16 protein-coding genes are annotated in these 17,062 nt (G+C 71.2%); 7 read left to right on the top strand and 9 right to left on the bottom strand.

Annotation, left to right across the window (positions count from 1 at the left end):
- Positions 1-80: 80 nt before the first annotated feature.
- The gene (locus tag CCL05_RS13825) at positions 81-1,280 is read right to left on the bottom strand and encodes a TerD family protein (RefSeq protein WP_086560794.1); all 1,200 of its coding nucleotides are present in this window, start codon (positions 1,278-1,280) and stop codon (positions 81-83) included.
- Between the two features lie 269 nt (positions 1,281-1,549).
- On the opposite strand from CCL05_RS13825, the gene CCL05_RS13830 reads away from it, so the two are divergent.
- A complete protein-coding gene (locus CCL05_RS13830) occupies positions 1,550-2,794 on the top strand; it encodes an RNA-guided endonuclease InsQ/TnpB family protein (RefSeq protein WP_086560816.1) in 1,245 nt (414 codons plus the stop codon).
- Positions 2,795-2,827: 33 nt separating this feature from the next.
- On the opposite strand, the gene CCL05_RS13835 is transcribed toward CCL05_RS13830, so the two are convergent.
- The 7 genes from CCL05_RS13835 to CCL05_RS13865 form a co-directional block, all read right to left on the bottom strand.
- Positions 2,828-3,049, bottom strand: coding sequence for a hypothetical protein (locus CCL05_RS13835; protein WP_086560795.1), 222 nt, complete (start codon positions 3,047-3,049; stop codon positions 2,828-2,830).
- Positions 3,050-3,128: 79 nt separating this feature from the next.
- On the bottom strand, positions 3,129-4,118 hold the full coding sequence (locus CCL05_RS13840; RefSeq protein WP_086560796.1) for a zinc-dependent alcohol dehydrogenase family protein: 990 nt from the start codon (positions 4,116-4,118) through the stop codon (positions 3,129-3,131).
- The gene (locus CCL05_RS13845; RefSeq protein ID WP_086560797.1) at positions 4,115-4,966 is read right to left on the bottom strand and encodes a carbohydrate ABC transporter permease; all 852 of its coding nucleotides are present in this window, start codon (positions 4,964-4,966) and stop codon (positions 4,115-4,117) included. Before CCL05_RS13845 ends, CCL05_RS13840 begins: the two co-directional genes overlap by 4 nt.
- Positions 4,963-5,904, bottom strand: coding sequence for a carbohydrate ABC transporter permease (locus tag CCL05_RS13850; RefSeq protein WP_086560798.1), 942 nt, complete (start codon positions 5,902-5,904; stop codon positions 4,963-4,965). Before CCL05_RS13850 ends, CCL05_RS13845 begins: the two co-directional genes overlap by 4 nt.
- Positions 5,901-7,274, bottom strand: coding sequence for an ABC transporter substrate-binding protein (locus tag CCL05_RS13855; RefSeq protein WP_086560799.1), 1,374 nt, complete (start codon positions 7,272-7,274; stop codon positions 5,901-5,903). Before CCL05_RS13855 ends, CCL05_RS13850 begins: the two co-directional genes overlap by 4 nt.
- An 89-nt stretch (positions 7,275-7,363) precedes the next feature.
- Complete coding sequence (locus tag CCL05_RS13860) at positions 7,364-8,131, bottom strand: DeoR/GlpR family DNA-binding transcription regulator (protein ID WP_167409560.1); 768 nt, start codon at positions 8,129-8,131, stop codon at positions 7,364-7,366.
- A 290-nt stretch (positions 8,132-8,421) separates the two neighbouring features.
- Positions 8,422-9,231 (bottom strand): NAD-dependent epimerase/dehydratase family protein, encoded by an 810-nt coding sequence (locus tag CCL05_RS13865; protein ID WP_086560801.1) that lies wholly within the window; start codon positions 9,229-9,231, stop codon positions 8,422-8,424.
- A 222-nt stretch (positions 9,232-9,453) separates the two neighbouring features.
- Between CCL05_RS13865 and CCL05_RS13870 the strand changes: the two genes are divergently transcribed.
- Both CCL05_RS13870 and CCL05_RS13875 read left to right on the top strand, forming a co-directional pair.
- Entirely contained in the window at positions 9,454-10,395 is a 942-nt protein-coding gene (locus CCL05_RS13870; RefSeq protein WP_086560817.1) for a 5-dehydro-4-deoxyglucarate dehydratase, read from the top strand.
- The gene (locus CCL05_RS13875) at positions 10,392-11,558 is read left to right on the top strand and encodes a hypothetical protein (RefSeq protein ID WP_086560802.1); all 1,167 of its coding nucleotides are present in this window, start codon (positions 10,392-10,394) and stop codon (positions 11,556-11,558) included. The genes CCL05_RS13870 and CCL05_RS13875 overlap by 4 nt, the downstream gene beginning before the upstream one ends.
- A gap of 37 nt (positions 11,559-11,595) precedes the next feature.
- Here CCL05_RS13875 and CCL05_RS13880 read toward each other — a convergent pair whose 3' ends face one another.
- Positions 11,596-12,834, bottom strand: coding sequence for an MFS transporter (locus CCL05_RS13880; protein ID WP_086560803.1), 1,239 nt, complete (start codon positions 12,832-12,834; stop codon positions 11,596-11,598).
- A 131-nt stretch (positions 12,835-12,965) separates the two neighbouring features.
- Between CCL05_RS13880 and CCL05_RS13885 the strand changes: the two genes are divergently transcribed.
- The 4 genes from CCL05_RS13885 to araD all read left to right on the top strand — a co-directional run bounded on the left by CCL05_RS13885 (position 12,966) and on the right by araD (position 17,009).
- On the top strand, positions 12,966-13,562 hold the full coding sequence (locus tag CCL05_RS13885; RefSeq protein WP_086560804.1) for a TIGR03086 family metal-binding protein: 597 nt from the start codon (positions 12,966-12,968) through the stop codon (positions 13,560-13,562).
- Positions 13,563-13,714: 152 nt separating this feature from the next.
- A complete protein-coding gene (locus CCL05_RS13890) occupies positions 13,715-14,374 on the top strand; it encodes a GntR family transcriptional regulator (protein WP_086560805.1) in 660 nt (219 codons plus the stop codon).
- Positions 14,371-15,282 carry a dihydrodipicolinate synthase family protein gene (locus tag CCL05_RS13895; RefSeq protein WP_086560806.1) on the top strand — a complete coding sequence of 304 codons (912 nt, stop codon included), beginning with the start codon at positions 14,371-14,373 and terminating at the stop codon, positions 15,280-15,282. The genes CCL05_RS13890 and CCL05_RS13895 overlap by 4 nt, the downstream gene beginning before the upstream one ends.
- Entirely contained in the window at positions 15,279-17,009 is a 1,731-nt protein-coding gene (araD, locus tag CCL05_RS13900; RefSeq protein WP_086560807.1) for an L-arabinonate dehydratase, read from the top strand. The genes CCL05_RS13895 and araD overlap by 4 nt, the downstream gene beginning before the upstream one ends.
- Positions 17,010-17,062 lie beyond the last annotated feature (53 nt).

Genomic DNA, 17,062 nt, shown 5'->3' on the forward strand with positions numbered 1-17,062 from the left:
CGAGGAAGCGACACCCCCGGCAGTCCGGCTCGTGGGGGTGGTGGGGCCGGGCCGGGGGTGTCGCTTCCTCGGGTGAGGCGTTACAGGGCCTGGGCCGCCGGCTTCACCATTCCCCTCACCGTGCGGGACTTCACGAAGTCGCCGATCGCCGTCATCTCCCACTCGCCGGAGAACTGGCGGATCAGCTTGGCCATCATCACGCCGGTCTGCGGCTCGGCGCTGGTGAGGTCGAAGCGGACCAGTTCCTCGCCGGTCGTGGCGTCCAGGAGGCGGCAGTAGGCCTTGGCGACCTCTGTGAACTTCTGGCCGGAGAAGGAGTTGACGGTGAAGACCAGGCCGCTGACCTCCTGCGGGAGGCGGCCGAGGTCGACCACGATCACCTCGTCGTCACCGCCGCCCTCGCCCGTGAGGTTGTCGCCGGAGTGCTTGATCGCGCCGCCGACGATGGACAGCTTGCCGAAGTAGCAGCTGTCGATGTGGTTGCGCTGTGGGCCGTAGGCGATGACCGAGGCGTCAAGGTCGATGTCCTTGCCCCGGTACGCCGGCTCCCAGCCGAGGCCCATCTTGACCTGGGACAGCAGCGGGCGGCCGCCCTTGACCAACGAGACGGTCTGGTTCTTCTGGAGGCTGACGCGGCCCTTGTCGAGGTTGATCTTCCCGGCGCCGGGCGCGGGCGGCGGTGGCGTGGCCGGAGCCGGGGGCGCCGCCGGCGTGGTGACCGGCGGGGCCGCGGGAGCCACCGGGGCCGGCGGCGGGGTCACCGGCTGGGCCGGGGCTGCCGCGGCCGGCTCCTCCACCGTGACTCCGAAGTCCGTGGCGATGCCCGCGAGGCCGTTGGCGTATCCCTGGCCGACGGCCCGGGCCTTCCACTGGCCGTTGCGCCGGTAGATCTCCACGATCACCAGGGCCGTCTCGTCACCGAGCTGCGGGGGCGTGAAGGACGACAGCACGGAGCTGTCGTCCGCGTTGCGGATCGTGGCCGTCGGTTCGATGCCCCGGAAGGTCTGGCCCGCGGCGTCCGGGCTCGCCGTGACGACGATCTTCTCGATGCCGGGGGGCACGGCCGTCGTGTCGACCACGATCGCGTCGGGCGTGGTGCCGCCGCCCGAGCGGTACGTCACGCCCGGGCCCGAAGGCTGGTTGTAGAAGATGAAGTCGTCGTCGGAGCGCACCTTGCCGTCGGCGGTGAGCAGCAGGCCCGATACGTCGAGCCGCACCGGGGCGGCGACGTCCACCGTCACGCGGGCGGCGGACAGGGGGATGTTCGAGCCGGGGGTCATAGCTGTCATGCCGGGTGAACGAGCGAGGCGGTTTTGCCGTTCCCTTACCGAGACTCTTAGGAAAACCATGGCGGCGATGCCAGAGGTATATGCGCCTGAAGGTGCTCTACTATGCGCCTTGGTTGGGGGTGCTTTGGTCAATGTGTGCGTCGAACACCCCTGCCCGGTAGGAGGGTCGACTCGAACGCACTTGCTCACACCGTGTGCAATTCCGGTTAGATGTGATCTTTCGCCGCGAGTGCCCGCGAAGCGTTCGTACGGTGATCGACATGCAGCTCCGCTACAACTACCGGGCCTACCCGGACGCAGCCCAGCGCCGTGCGCTGGCGAGAGCGTTCGGGTGCGCCCGCGTGGTGTGGAACGACTGCCTTCGTGACCGCAGGGAAGCGCACGCGGCGGGGCTGCCGTATGTGACGTCGGCGGAGTTGTCCCGGCTGCGCATCACCCAGGCCAAGCGCACCGAAGAGCGTGCCTGGCTCGCCGACGTATCCGCCGTGATCCTGCAGCAGTCCCTGCGGGACCTGGACACCGCCTACAAGAACTTCTTCGATGGCCTCACGGGCAAGCGGCAGGGCCGGAAAGTCGGGCCGCCCCGGTACAAGTCGAAGAAGGACACCCGGCAGTCGATCCGCCTCACCACCAACGCCTTCTCCCTCCAGGACAACGGCACGGTGTACGTGGCCAAGGTCGGCAACCTCAAGGTGATGTGGTCCCGCCGGCTCCCGGCCCCGCCCACGTCCCTGACCATCACCAAGGACAGCTCGGGCCGCTACTTCCTCAGCTTCGTCGTGGACACCGAGCCGGACATCCTCCCGCGCTTGGAGACCGATGCCGGGATCGACCTGGGCCTGTCCGCCTTCGCCGTTCTGTCCGACGGCACGAAGATCAGCGCCCCGCGTTTCCTGCGCCGGGCGGAGAAGAAGCTCAAGCGCCTTCAGCGGGAGCTGTCCCGCAAGCAGAAAGGGTCGAAGAACCGGGCCAAGGCCTGTATCGAGGTCGCGCGCCAGCACGCGCGCGTGGCCGACCGGCGCCGGGACTGGCACCACAAGGTCTCCACGCAGATCATTCGCGATAACCAAGCGGTGTATGTGGAAGACCTCGCGGTGTCCGCCCTGGGCCGCACTCGGCTCGCCAGGTCCGTGCATGACGCGGGATGGTCCGCGTTCGTCGGCATGCTGGAGTACAAGGCGGCTCTGCACGGCCGCACCTTCGCCAAGGTGGACCGTGCTTTCCCGTCTTCCCAGGTCTGCTCGGTCTGCGGGTTCCGGGACGGTCCCAAGCCCCTGCATGTGAGGCAGTGGACGTGCGGCGCGTGCGGCACGGTGCATGACCGTGACCTCAACGCAGCTCGCAACGTCCTCTGCGAAGGACGTCGTATCGTCGCCGCCGGACGGGCGGAGACGCTAAACGCCTGTGGAGCGCCGGTAAGACGGGCACACGTGCCCGCACAGCGCGGTGAAGCAGGAAGCCGCCGGAAGGGTCAGCCGACCCAGGCCGGAATCCCTGGACGCTAGGCCAGGGAGCACGTCAACTTGAGGCCAATCGGGTCAGCGGCGGTTGCGGGGGTGGTCGCGGGCGGTGCGTTCGTTGCCCCGCTTGTAGTTTCCGGTCCAGCGGGCCATGACGAGCTGGGGATCGGAGGTCTCCACCTCGGCCAGGAACCGGGCGGCCCGGGGGCCGCTCAGCGTGGTGGCGGGGCGGCCGTGGTGGGTGATGCGGACGGTTCCGCCCGCGTGCTGCTCGTAAGCGAATCCGTGGGGTCGCGGCATGCCGTGAGCGTACGGGGGCGGGGGCAGGCGCCCCAGCGGATTTCGCCTGCCCCCAGAACAGTCCTACTGCAGAACAGTCCTACGGCACGACCACGATCTTGCGGCCGACCCCGGACGCGAACTGCTCCAGCGCCTGCGGGTACCGCTCCAGCGGGATCCGGTCGCTGATGAAGACATCGGGGTCGAGGACCCCGCCCGCGAACAGCTCGGCCGCGCGCTCGAAGCTGTGCAGCACCGCCATCGAACCGGTGATGGTGATCTCCTGGTTGTAGATGCGGTACGGGTCGATCGTCACGCGGGTCGCGTAGTCCGCCACGCCGAACTGGAGGAACGTGCCGGCCTTCGCCACCCGGTCCAGGCCGTCCTGGATCGCCGCCGCGTTGCCCGTGGCGTCGACGACCAGGTCCCAGCCCTGCGGGCGGTCCAGTTCGTCCGGGCTCGCCGCCGACCCCGAGACGCCGAGGCTGCGGGCCGTCTCCAGGCGGGCCGGGTTCACATCGACGACGTCCACGCTCGCCGCGCCCGTGCGCTTGGCCAGCTCCAGCATCATCAGACCCATCGTGCCGGAGCCGTAGATCAGGACGTGCGAGCCGAGGCGGGACCGGAGCACGTCGTAGCCGCGTACCGCGCAGGACAGCGGCTCCACGAGGGCCGCGTCCTGCGTGCGGACGTGCTCGGGGAGCTTCACGCAGTTCGCCACCGGGGCGAGCGCGTACTTCGCCGCGCCTCCGGCCGTCGTGACGCCGATCGCCGCCCAGCGTTCGCAGAGGTTGTTGTGGCCGGTACGGCAGTAGCGGCACTCGTAGCAGTACAGGGACGGGTCGACCGCGACCCGGTCGCCCACCGACACCTCGGTGACCTGGGTGCCGACCCCGACCACCTCGCCCGCGAACTCGTGCCCGGGCACGATCGGCAGCTTGGGGGCGAACTCGCCCTGGAGGATGTGCAGGTCCGTGCCGCACAGCCCGCAGGCCGCGACCTCGACGACGACCTCGCGCGGCCCTGGCGTCGGGTCCGGGACCTCGGCGACGACGGCCTTGCCCACGGACTCGATGACGGCGGCCTTCATTTGACGGCTCCCAACGACAGGCCCTGGACCAGCTTGTCCTGGGCGGCGAACCCCGCGGCGAGCACCGGCAGGGAGATGACGAGCGACGCGGCGCACACCTTCGCCAGGAACAGGCCCTGGCTGGTGATGAAGCCGGTCAGGAAGACGGGGGCGGTCTCGGCGACCACACCCGTGAGCACCCGGGCGAACAGCAGCTCGTTCCAGCTGAAGATGAAGCAGATCAGGGCGGTGGCGGCGATACCCGGGAGGGAGATCGGGGCGACCACGCGCGCGAGGATCGTGGGCAGCCGGGCCCCGTCCACCTTCGCCGCCTCGATCACCGCGACCGGGATCTCGGCGAGGAACGACTGCATCATCCACACCGCGATCGGCAGGTTCATGGAGGTGTAGAGGATGACCAGCAGCCAGATGTTGTCGAGCATCCCGGCGTTCTTGGCGAAGAGGTAGATCGGGAGCAGGCCCGCGACCGCCGGCAGCATCTTCGTGGACAGGAAGAAGAACAGCACGTCCGTCCACTTGCGGACGCGGTTGATCGACAGCGCGTACGCCGCCGGGAAGGCCAGCAGCAGGACCAGCAGGGTCGAGGCCAGGGACGCGACCGTGGAGTTGATCAGAGCCGGCCAGGGGCTCGCGCCGCCGCCCGCGCCGAAGAACTCGCGGTAGCCGTCCAGGGTGAGGGCGGCGGCGAAGGAGGGCGGGTTGGTCGCCGCGTCCTGCTCGGAGTGGAAGGACGTCAGCGCCATCCACGCGATGGGCAGGAAGAACGCGATGCCGAGCAGCCAGGCCAGCAGGCCCAGGCCCGCACCTTTGCCACGGACACGGCGGACACGCAGGGCGTTCGTGCTCATGCGCGGGACACCTCCTCGCGGAACAGGGACGACACCACGCGCAGGGCGAAGGTCGCGATGACGATCGAGCCGATGACCACCAGGACGCCCGCCGCCGAGGCGAGGCCGTTCTCATGGGCCTGGTAGAAGCTCTGGTAGACGGTGTAGGGGAGGTTGGCGGTGCCCAGGCCGCCGGACGTGATCGTGAAGACCGCGTCGAAGTTCTGGACGATGTAGATCGAGCCCAGCAGGGCGCCCAGTTCGAGGTAGCGGCGCAGATGCGGGAGCGTCAGGTGGACGAAGATCTGCCAGTCGCTCGCGCCGTCGACCCGGGCCGCCTCGATCTGCTCGTGGTCCCGGCTCTGCAGGCCGGCCAGCAGGATCAGCATCATGAACGGCGTCCACTGCCAGACGAGCGACGCCTCGACCGCGAGCAGCGGGGTGTTGGAGATCCAGTCGGGCTGGGGGCCGCCCACATAGTGCAACAACCCATTGAACAGGCCGTATTCGGGATTGTAGAGCACATGTTTCCAGAGCAGGGCCGCCGCGACGGGGACCACCAGGAAGGGGGCGATCAGCAGCGTCCGTACGATGCCCCGGCCGCGGAACCTCCGGTCCAGCAGCAGGGCGAGGACGAGGCCCAGCACCAGGCTGGCCAGGACCACCGCCACCGTCAGCAGGACGGTCGTCCACACCGAGTGGCGCAGGTCCGCGTCGGTGAGGACCTCCTGGTAGTTGCCGAAGCCCGTGAAGCGGCGGGCGTCGGGATAGAGGGCGTTCCAGTCGAAGAAGGAGATCACCAGCGTGGCCACGAAGGGCAGCTGGGTGACGACGATCATGAAGATCAGGGCGGGGAGCAGCGGGGCGCGGGTGGCCCAGGCCCGCAGGCGGGCGGAGGGCCGGCGGACCGGTGTGCGGGTCTCGGGAGCGGCCAGGGGGGCCGTTGTCATGGCGGTCATCGTCCCTCGTACTCCTCGGAGATCTTCTCGGCGAGCGCCTGCGACTTCTTCAGGGCCGACTCGACGGACTGGCGTCCGGCGATGGCCGCGCTGATCTCCTGCGAGACCTTGGTGCCGAGGTCGGTGAACTCGGGGATGCCGACGAACTGGATGCCGGGCGCGGGTCGCGGCTGCACGCCGGGATCGTTCGGCCGGGCGCCCTCGATGGCCTGCTTGGTCATCTCCTGGAAGGCGGCGGCCTCCTTGCGGTAGTCGGCGTTGGCGTAGGTCGACGCCCGCTTGCCGGCCGGGACGTTGGACCAGCCGATCTGGTCGCCGACCAGCTGCTCGTACTTCTTGCCGGACGCCCAGGAGACGAACTTCCAGGCGTCGTCGGAGTTGCGGGAGGCCTTCTGGATGCCCCAGGCCCAGGTGTAGAGCCAGCCGGAGGACCTGGTCTGCTCGACGGGGGCGGGGGCGTAGCCGAGCTTGCCCTTGACCGGGGAGTTCGCCGCCTCCAGGGATCCGGCCGCGGAGGTGGCGTCGTACCACATGGCGACCTTGCCCTGGGTCATGTTGTTCAGGCACTCGGCGAAGCCGGACTGGGCGGCGCCTGACTCGCCGTGCTCGCGGACCAGGTCGACGTAGAACTTCGTCGCCTTCACGAAGGCCGGGGAGTCGAGCTGTGCCTTCCAGTTCTTGTCGAACCAGGTGCCGCCGAAGGTGTTCACGACGGTGGTCAGGGGGGCCATCACCTCGCCCCAGCCGGGCAGGCCGCGCAGGCAGATGCCCTTCATGCCCGGTTCGGCGCCGTCCGCCTTGGCCGCGAGGTCCGCCACCTGCTGCCAGGTGGGGTGCGCGGGCATCGTCAGGCCCTTCTTCTCGAACACGTCCTTGCGGTACATCAGGAACGACGACTCGCCGTAGAAGGGCTGGCCGTAGAGCTTGCCGTCGTCGCCGGTGAGGGACTGGCGCATCGGCTTCAGGACGTCCTGCTCGTCGTAGGCCGGGTCCTTGGCCACATAGCCGTTCATCTCGTGCAGCCAGCCGTTGCGGGCGTAGATCGGTATCTCGTAGTTGGACAGCGTGGCGACGTCGTACTGGCCGGCCTGGTTGGCGAAGTCCTGGCTGATCTTGTCGCGGACGTCGTTCTCGGGGAGGACGGTGAAGTTGACCTTGATGCCGGTCTCTTTGGTGAAGTGGGCGCGGGTGAGCTTCTGCAGCTCGACCATCTGGGGGTTGTTGACCATCAGGACGTTGATGGCGTCACCGCCGGATCCGGCCCCGCCCGCGCCGACCCAGCAGCCGGAGAGCAGCGGGGCGAGCAGCGTCCCTGCGGCGGCCATGGCGAGCGTGGCTCGCGGTGGCCGTCGTCGGCTCTGGGTTCGCATGGATCGCTCCTGGATGTATGGGGAGATAAGGGGTATCGCAGGGCGTGGAGGTGCCCTGTGGGGACAAGGGGTGAAGGGGTGGTGGGCGGTCAGACCCGGATGACCTGCGGTCCGAGCAGTGAGTAGCGGTGGGCCTCGGCCGCGGGCAGCAGGGTGCTCGTCACGATCGTCTCCAGCGCGCCGACCTCGGCGAACCGGCAGAAGCTGACCGCTCCGAACTTGGCGTGCACGCCCGCGAAGACCGTGCGGCGGGCGGCCCGGATCGCCTGGGTCTTGACCTCGCTGACGGCCGGGTCGGGGGTGGTCAGGCCGTGTTCGCGGGAGATGCCGTTGGCGCCGATGTACGCCAGGTCGACGACGAAACCGGCCAGCATCTTGGTCGTCCAGTGGTCGACGGTGGCGAGGGTACCGGAGCGGACCCGGCCGCCGAGCAGCAGGACGGACACGGTGTCGGTCCCGGCGAGGGCGCCGGCGACCGGGAGGGACGCGGTGACCACGGTCAGCGGCCGGTCCCGGGGGAGCGCCTCGGCGATGAGCTGCGGAGTGAAGCCCTCGTCGACGAAGACGGTCTCGGCGTCGCCGAGCAGGTCCGCGGCGGCGGTCGCGATGCGGCGCTTCTCGGGGACGTGGCTGGTGGCGCGGAAGGCGAGCGTCGTCTCGAAGCCGGCGCTCTCCACCGGGTAGGCGCCGCCATGGGTGCGGCGGAGCAGGCCGTGGTCCTCCAGGACGCGCAGGTCTCGCCGGACGGTCTCCTTGGCCACGCCCAGTTCGGCGGCGAGGGCGGTGACGTCGACGGAACCGCTCGCGCGGGCGGCACGGACGATCTCGCGCTGGCGTTCCTCCGCGGTTCTGGTCATGGCCGTCACCCGCCTTCCTGCTGTGCTGCCCGTTCGGGCCCTCGGTCGGGCCATGGGGGAAGTTCTACAGCGGGTGCTCTACGGGTACCAGGTCTGTTGCGGAAGTGTTCGTGCCCGGGTGTGCCCGTTCGGTCTCGGGTCTGCGCCGCGGGCCGGAGAGGGATCGTGGCCGTCCGCGGGTACGTCGTGGCTGGTCGCGCAGTTCCCCGCGCCCCTGAGGGTGCTGCCCGACTGCATCCGAGCCGTGCCCGTTCTCTGCCCGACCGCCCTCTCGCGACGACGCGTTCCGGTCAGTACGGCCAGATCGGCGGGTCCGTCACGAAGTGGCCGCCCAGGTAGGCGTGCGCCTCGTTCTCCGGGTCCAGCTCGCCCTGCTCGGCGATGAGCTTCTCGGCCCACGGCTCGGAGTCGTCCTGCGGCTCGTAGCCGAGCGCCCGGGCGGTGGTCAGGTCCCACCACAGCCGGGTGTTGGCGGAAGAGCCGTGGACGACGGTGTGGCCGACGTGCTCGGCGGTCAGGGCCGCGTGGAAGAGGCGGGCGCCGTCGGCGGGGCTCATCCACACCGAGAGCATGCGCACGCTGGTCGGCTCGGGGAAGCAGGAGCCGATCCGCACCGAGACCGTCTCCAGGCCGTGCTTGTCCCAGTAGAGCTGTGCGAGGTCCTCGCCGAAGCACTTGGACAGGCCGTAGAAGGTGTCCGGACGGCGGGGGGTGTCGACCGGGATCAGGGGGTCGTCGCCCTGGGGGCGCGGGGTGTAGCCGACGGCGTGATTGGAGGAGGCGAAGACGATCCGGCCGACGCCCTCCTCGCGGGCGGCCTCGTAGAGGTGGTAGGTGCCCTCGATGTTCGCCTTGAGGATCTTCTCGAACGGGGCTTCCAGGGAGATGCCCGCGAGGTGGATGATCGCGTCGACGCCGCGGACGGCCTCGCGTACGGCGTCCTGGTCGGCGAGGTCGGCGACGATCGCGTCCGGCGCGCCCTCGACCGGGCGCAGGTCGAGCAGGCGCAGCTCGTAGCCGTAGTCCGGGAGCAGGTCCCGCATCAGGGTGCCGAGGCCGCCGGCGGCGCCGGTGAGCAGGACGGTGCGGGGAGCGGGCATCCTCGGTCTCCTTGAATCTCCCACCGTGCAGATGAGTGCACGGCATTCATATGCGTGGACACGCTAAGGATCTGGAGCGGAACCCGTCAAGTATGCAGCGGAAAGAGCGAATCCGCTGGTGCGTGGCGGGTTCGCGCGCTTGACCGGCGCCCAGACGGCGCTTTAGCGTGGTGGTGTTCAGAAATGTAGACGGCAATCATGAATATGGAACCGGGAGAGCTCGTGACGTCAGCCCCTCTCGCCGCCCGACTCGACATCCCCAGCGGACCGCTGTTCTTCCCGGTCACCGCCTACGGCCCCGACGGCTCCGTGGACCTCGACACCTACCGCACGCATGTGCGCCGCGGGGTCGAGGCCGGAGCCGCCGCCGTGTTCGCCTGCTGCGGCACCGGCGAGTTCCACGCGCTCACGCCCGAGGAGTTCGAGGCGTGCGTACGGGTGGCCGTCGAGGCGGCCGAGGGGCGCGTGCCGGTCGTCGCGGGCGCCGGGTACGGCACCGCGCTCGCCGTGCGCTACGCCCGGCTCGCCGAGGCGGCCGGGGCGGACGGACTGCTCGCCATGCCGCCGTACCTCGTCGTCGCCGGGCAGGAGGGTCTGCTGCGGCACTACCGGGAGCTCGCCGCCGCGACCGCCCTGCCGGTCATCGTCTACCAGCGGGACAACGCCGTCTTCACGCCGGAGACCGTCGTCGAACTCGCGCGCACGGACGGGATCATCGGTCTCAAGGACGGGCTCGGCGACCTCGACCTCATGCAGCGCGTCGTCAGCGCCGTGCGCTCCGAGGTCCCCGGCGACTTCCTCTACTTCAACGGCCTGCCGACCGCCGAACAGACCCAGCTCGCCTACCGCGCCCTCGGCGTCACGCTCTACTCGTCCGCCGTGTTCTGCTTCGCGCCCGAGATCGCCCTCGCCTTCCACCAGGCGCTCCGCAACGGCGACGACAGCGTGGTGGAGAAGCTGCTGGACGGCTTCTACCGCCCCTTCGTCGAGCTGCGCGCCCAGGGCCGCGGCTACGCCGTCGCCCTCGTCAAGGCCGGCGTACGGCTGCGCGGACTGGACGTGGGGGAGGTGCGGCCCCCGCTGCACGAGCCGACCGGGGATCATGTCAAGCAGCTCGCCGAAGTGATCGAGCGCGGCTACGCGCTGCTTGAGGAGGCCAAGTGAAGGCGTCGGCATTCGTCTACCCCTGGGACGTCAACGGGGACCCGGAGGCGCCCGCGCGGATCGCGGCGCTCGGCGTGGAGCAGGTGACGCTCGCCGCCGCCTACCACTCCACGCGCGCGCTCACCCCCCGCCACCCGCGCCACCGCATCGTCACCGCCGAGCACGCCGCCGTGCTGTACCCGGCGGGCGACCGCTGGGACGGGCGGGAGCTGCGCCCCTACCCGGCCGGTGGCTGGGCCCCCGGGGACGCCTTCGGTGAGGCCGCCGCCGCGCTCACGGACGCCGGCCTGGAGGTGCACACCTGGGTCGTCCTCGCGCACAACTCCCGCCTGGGCGCCGAGCACCCGGACACCTCGGTCGTCAACGCCTACGGCGACCGCTACCCCTGGGCGCCGTGCATCGCGCAGCCCGCCACGCGCGCGTACCTGACCGCCCTGGCGGCGGAGGCGGCCGTACGGCCCGGGGCGCGCGGCACCGAGCTGGAGTCCCTCGGCTGGTACGGCCTCCAGCATCTGCACGCCCACGACAAGACCGGCGGCGTCGGCCTCGGCGACGCCGGGCAGTACCTGATGGCGCTGTGCTTCTGCCCGTCCTGCCGGGAGGGTTACGGCCGGCACGGCCTGGACGCCGACGAGCTGGCCGCCGCCGTACGGACCGCGCTGGAGCCGGTGTGGCAGGGGGTGACGCCCTCCGACGGAGGCTGGGCGGGCATCGAGAAGCTCCTCGGCGAGACGCTCGCGAACACCACGCGCGCGTACCGGGACGAAACCGCCCGCACGCTCCAGGAGGAGGCCGTGACGGCGGTCCGGGCGGCCGCGCCCGACGGCTTCCAGGTCCTGCTGCACGCGGACCCGGTGTCCTACCACGTGGGTGCGAACCCCGGGGTCGACCCGGCGCACATCCTCTCCGTCGCGGACGGTGTGGTCGTGCCCTGCGCGGGCGGCACCGGCACCCTGACGCCGTTCGCCCGGCAGGACAGGGCGGGCGCGGTCATCGCCGCCAACTTCACCGTCGTCTCCGGCATGGGCGGCAGCCCCGGCACCCTCGCCGCCGACGCGGCCGAGGCCCGGCAGCTCGGCGCCACCGAACTGCGGCTGTATCACGCCGGGTTGGCGTCAGACGGTGATCTGGAGGCGGTCCGTTCCGTTCTCGCGGGGCGTTGATACGGCGGAGTCGCCCGGGTGGCTCGGCGCCGCTCTGTCACGCCGGGTCGGCGTCCGACGGCGACCTGGAGACCGTCCGCTCCGCTCTCGCCCGGCGCTGAACCAGCGCGGCCGCCGTCACCAGCAGCGTCACGCCCAGGGTCACCAGCACCGGCCGGTGGCCCACCAGCTCGACCAGGGCCGCCCCGGCGGCCAGTCCGGCCACGTTCGGCGTGTACACGAGCGTGTGGGCCGTGGCGGTGACCCGGCCCAGCAGCGGGCCCGGCGTCTCGCGCTGCACTGATGTCAGCGTGGCGATCAGCACCGCGGGCAGCCCCGCCCCGATCGCCGCGCTGCACACCAGCGCGAGCGGGGCGGACGGTACCGCACGCAGGGCCACCGCGAGACCCAGCAGGGCGATGCCGTACGCCGCGAAGCGCCGCTCGCCCAGGCGGCGCAGGGCGGTGCCGGAGCTCAGGCCGACCGCGACCGACCCGGCTCCCTGCACGGCGTACAGCACTCCGGCGTAGGCGGGGGAGCGCCCGAGGCCGTCGACGACGGCGTAGGTCATCGCCCCGTTCAGGCCGGCGCACAGCATGGTGGCGCCGCCCGCGAGCACCAAGGGGCGCAGCACGGGGTGCGCCCACAGGTGGCGGGCGCCCTCGGCGGTCCGCTCCCGGCGGCTGTCGGTGGGCGGCGCGGGCTTCTCCTCCCGTACCCGCAGCAGCGCGTACAGGCCCGTGGCCAGGACGAACGTCGCCGCGTCCAGGAGGGCGACGCTCGCGCCGCCGTATGCCGCGTACAGGCCCGCGCCCGCCAGCGGGGCCAGGAGCTTCATGCCCTCGGTGGCCGTCATGCGCAGGCCGTTGAAGTCACCGAGCAGGGACGGGTCGACGGCGGTCGCCACGAGCGCCGACTCGGCCGCGTCGTGGACGACACCCGCCGCGCCGTATACGAACAGCACCGCGTACAGCAGCCACAGATCGCCCGGGGCGTCGACGCTCACGAGGGTGAGCAGGAGGGTGCCCAGGAGCAGGTTCACGCCGATCAGCAGCGGTGTGCGGCGGCCCCGGTCGGCGAGCGTGCCCAGCAGCGGTCCGGCCAGGGTCGGCAGCCACATGGCGAGCATGCACAGCGCGGCCAGGCCGTCCGAGCCGGTGAGGTCCTTGACCCACACGCCGGACGCCAGCCACAGCGCCGAGGTGCCGAAGCCGGAGACCACCACGCCAAAGAGGCAGAGCCCGGCGGCGCGGTCGCGCAGGACCCGCGCCACGGACCAGGTCGTTCTGTTCGTCATGCCTGGTCATCGTGGCCCTAAGGCCCGCGCGCGGGGATCGGCAAGGTGCCGTAGAAAACGGGTGGCCGGGCGATGAGTTCCGCGGTCGCCGTCGGTCTACCTCCCAGGACCGGAACCAGGAGGCACAGCCGATGACCGACACCACCACGACCCTCGACCTCGGACCGCAGACGGCGGTCCTGGCGCGCCTGGCCGAAGGCGTCACCGACGAGCACCTGGCGGGCCCGACGCCCTGCCCGCAGTACGCGGTACGCCACCTGCTGGGGCACCTGGTCGGGCTGACCGTCGCCTTCCGCGACGCCGGCCGCAAGGACCTGGGCGTCACGACCGACACCAGCCCGGGCTCCGCGCTCCCGCACCTCGGGCCCGGCTGGCGCGAGGAACTGCCCAAGGTCCTCGCCGAACTGGCCGAGGTCTGGCGCGACCCGGCCGCGTGGACCGGCATGACCCGGGCCGGCGGCGTGGACCTGCCCGGCGAGATCGCGGGGCTCGTCGCCACCGACGAACTGGTGATCCACGGCTGGGACCTGGCCCGCGCGACCGGCCAGGCCTACACCCCCGACCCGGCCGCGCTCCGGGTCTGCCACGACTTCCTCGCCGCGTCGGTCGACGACCCCAGCCGGGGCGAGATCTTCGGCCCCGTCGTCCCCGTGCCGCCGGGGGCGCCCCTGCTGGACCGGGCGGTGGGGCTGAGCGGGCGGGATCCGGGGTGGACGCCCAGCTCGTAGAAAGCGATTGCTACTTCCTGCGTCAGAAGCATTGACGAAACACTCGCGCCCTCCTACCGTCATCGCGTCGTACTTCGTACGTCATATATGAGACGCGATACGAGAGATCCGATACGCGATCCCCCAGGGGACGCGAGATCCGAGAGGCGCGCATGACCTCTGTGCCCACGCCGATCCCCTCCCGCACGCAGTACGTGCTGGAGGGGATCAAACACCGCATCCTCACCGGGCAGCTGACGCCCGGCCAGGCGCTGGTCGAGACCGAGCTCGCCGCGCAGTTCGGGGTGTCGAAGACCCCGGTGCGCGAGGCGCTCAAGACCCTCGCCGGGACCGGGCTGGTCGTGATGAACCAGTACAAGGGCGTCACGGTGCGCATGGTGGACGCGGACATGGCGCGCGAGGTCTACGACGTCCGGCTGCTGCTGGAGCCCGAGGCGCTGAAGCGGGCCGTGCACCGGGGGGCCTCCCTGGAGGCCGCCCGCACCGCGCTGACCAGGGCCGACGCCGCCATCGACACCGCCGAACGCTCCCTGGCCAACCGGGAGTTCCACCGCGCCCTGTACCTGCCGTGCGGCAACCCGCTGCTCGGCCGGATGCTCGACGAGGTCCGCGACCAGGCCGCCCTCGTCTCCGCCGTCGCCTGGGCCGCCTCGCCCTCCTGGGAGCGGGAGGCCGGCGAGCACCGCGAGATCCTCCGGCTCGCCCTCGACGGCGACGCCGACGGCGCGGCGCGCGCCCTGCACTCCCACATCGCGTCCTTCGTACAACGTGCTTTCCCCCGGGCGGAACTGGAACAGGAAGGTCAGGAATGAGCAGCGTGGCGTTCGAGACCCAGCGGGCGGCCCTGGCCGACGTGGTGGCGATCCCGGTGACGCCGTTCGCCGAGGACGGCTCCGTCGAGCAGGACACCTACCGGGCCCTGCTGCGCCGTCTGCTCGACGGCGGCATCACGACCCTCACCCCCAACGGCAACACCGGCGAGTTCTACGCCCTGACCCCCGAGGAGCGCCGGCTCGTCACGGAGCTGACGATCGACGAGGCCGGGGAGCGGGCCGTCATCCTCGTCGGCGTCGGGCACGACATCCCGACCGCCGTCGCCTCCGCCCGGCACGCCCGGGAGCTCGGCGCCCAGATGGTCATGGTCCACCAGCCCGTCCACCCCTACGTCTCCCAGGCCGGCTGGATCGACTACCACCGGGCCATCGCCGAGGCCGTGCCGGAGCTGGGCGTCGTCCCGTACATCCGCAACGCGCAGCTGACCGGTGCCCGGCTCGCCGAACTCGCCGACGCCTGCCCGAACGTCATCGGCGTGAAGTACGCCGTCCCGGACGCCGCCAGGTTCGCGGCCTTCGCCCGGGACGCGGGCCTGGAACGGTTCGTGTGGGTGGCAGGACTCGCCGAGCCCTACGCCCCCTCCTACTTCTCCGCGGGCGCCACCGGCTTCACCTCCGGGCTGGTGAACGTCGCCCCGGCGGTCTCCCTGAACATGATCGAGGCGCTGCGCTCCGGCGACTACCCGGCCGCCATGAAGGTCTGGGAGCAGATCCGCCGCTTCGAGGAACTGCGCGCCGACAGCGGCTCCGCCAACAACGTCACCGTCGTCAAGGAGGCCCTCGCCTCCCTCGGGCTGTGCCGCCGCGACGTCCGCCCGCCGAGCAGGCAACTGCCCGACAGCGAGCGGGCCGAGGTCGCCGCCATCGCCGCGGGGTGGTCGATATGACCGGCCGGCTGTCCCCCGAGGACCTCAGAAGCCACCAGTGGTACGGCGCCGAGGGTCAGTTGCGCACCTGGTCGCACAACGCCCGTATGCGGCAGCTCGGTTATGAGGCGGAGGAGTACCTGGGCCGCCCGGTGATCGCCGTCCTGAACACCTGGTCCGACATCAACCCCTGCCATGTCCATCTGCGCGAGCGCGCCGAGGCGGTCAAGCGGGGTGTGTGGCAGGCCGGCGGTTTCCCCCTGGAGTTCCCGGTCGCCACACTCTCCGAGACGTACCAGAAGCCGACCCCGATGCTCTACCGCAACCTGCTCGCGATGGAGACGGAGGAGCTGCTGCGGTCGTACCCGGTCGACGCGGCGGTGCTGCTCGGCGGCTGCGACAAGTCGACGCCCGCGCTGCTCATGGGCGCGGCCTCGGCCGACGTACCGTCCCTCTTCGTGCCCGCGGGGCCGATGCTGCCGGGCCACTGGCGCGGTGAGACCCTCGGGTCCGGCACCGACATGTGGAAGTACTGGGACGAGCACCGCGCGGGCAATCTGACCGACTGCGAACTGCGGGAGTTGCAGGGGGGCTTGGCGCGTTCACCCGGTCACTGCATGACCATGGGGACCGCGTCGACGATGACCGCGGCGGCGGAAGCCCTCGGTATGACGCTGCCGGGCGCCTCCTCGATCCCGGCCGTGGACTCCGGGCACGAGCGGATGGCCGCCGCCTCCGGGCGCCGTGCCGTGGAGCTCGCCTGGACCGCGCTCAAGCCGTCCCGGATCCTCACCCGCGAGGCCTTCGAGGACGCCGTCACCACGGTGCTGGGACTCGGTGGCTCCACCAACGCCGTCATCCACCTGATCGCGATGGCGGGTCGCTGCCGCGTCGAGCTCACCCTCGACGACTTCGACCGCATCGCCCGCACCGTGCCGGTGCTCGCCAACGTCCGGCCCGGCGGACAGACGTACCTCATGGAGGACTTCCACTTCGCCGGAGGCCTGCCCGCCTTCCTCTCCCGGATCACCGACCTGCTGCACCTGGACCGGACCACCGTCAACGGCACCCTCGCAGAGCAGATCGCGGGCGCCCAGGTGCACAACGACGACGTCATCCGCACCCGGAAGAACCCGGTCGCCGCCGAGGGCGGGGTCGCCGTGCTGCGCGGCAACCTCTGCCCGGACGGCGCCGTCATCAAGCACATCTCCGCCGAGCAGCACCTGCTCAAGCACACCGGGCCCGCCATCGTCTTCGACGACTACAAGACCATGCAGCGCACCATCAACGACCCGGCGCTCGGCATCACCCCCGACCACGTGCTCGTGCTGCGCAACGCCGGCCCCAAGGGCGGCCCGGGCATGCCCGAGTACGGGATGCTGCCCCTGCCCGACTACCTGCTCAAGCAGGGCGTGCGGGACATGGTCCGCATCTCCGACGCCCGGATGAGCGGCACGAGTTACGGCGCCTGTGTGCTGCACGTCGCACCCGAGTCGTACGTGGGCGGACCGCTCGCCCTCGTCCGCACCGGCGACTCCATCACCCTCGACGTCGAGGCGCGCACCCTCCATCTCCACGTCGACGACGAGGAGCTCCAGCGGCGCCGGGCGGACTGGACGCCACCGCCCGCCCGCTACGAGCGCGGCTACGGCGCGCTCTACAACGAGCAGATCACGCAGGCCGACACCGGCTGCGACTTCGAGTTCCTGGCCCGCACGGGCAAGGTGCAGGACCCGTACGCGGGCTGAGCCACCGCACCACCCGAGTACCTCAGCACCACCCGAGTACCTCAGCACGACCC

The organism is Streptomyces africanus, assembly GCF_002150735.1.
Taxonomy (GTDB): domain Bacteria; phylum Actinomycetota; class Actinomycetes; order Streptomycetales; family Streptomycetaceae; genus Streptomyces; species Streptomyces africanus.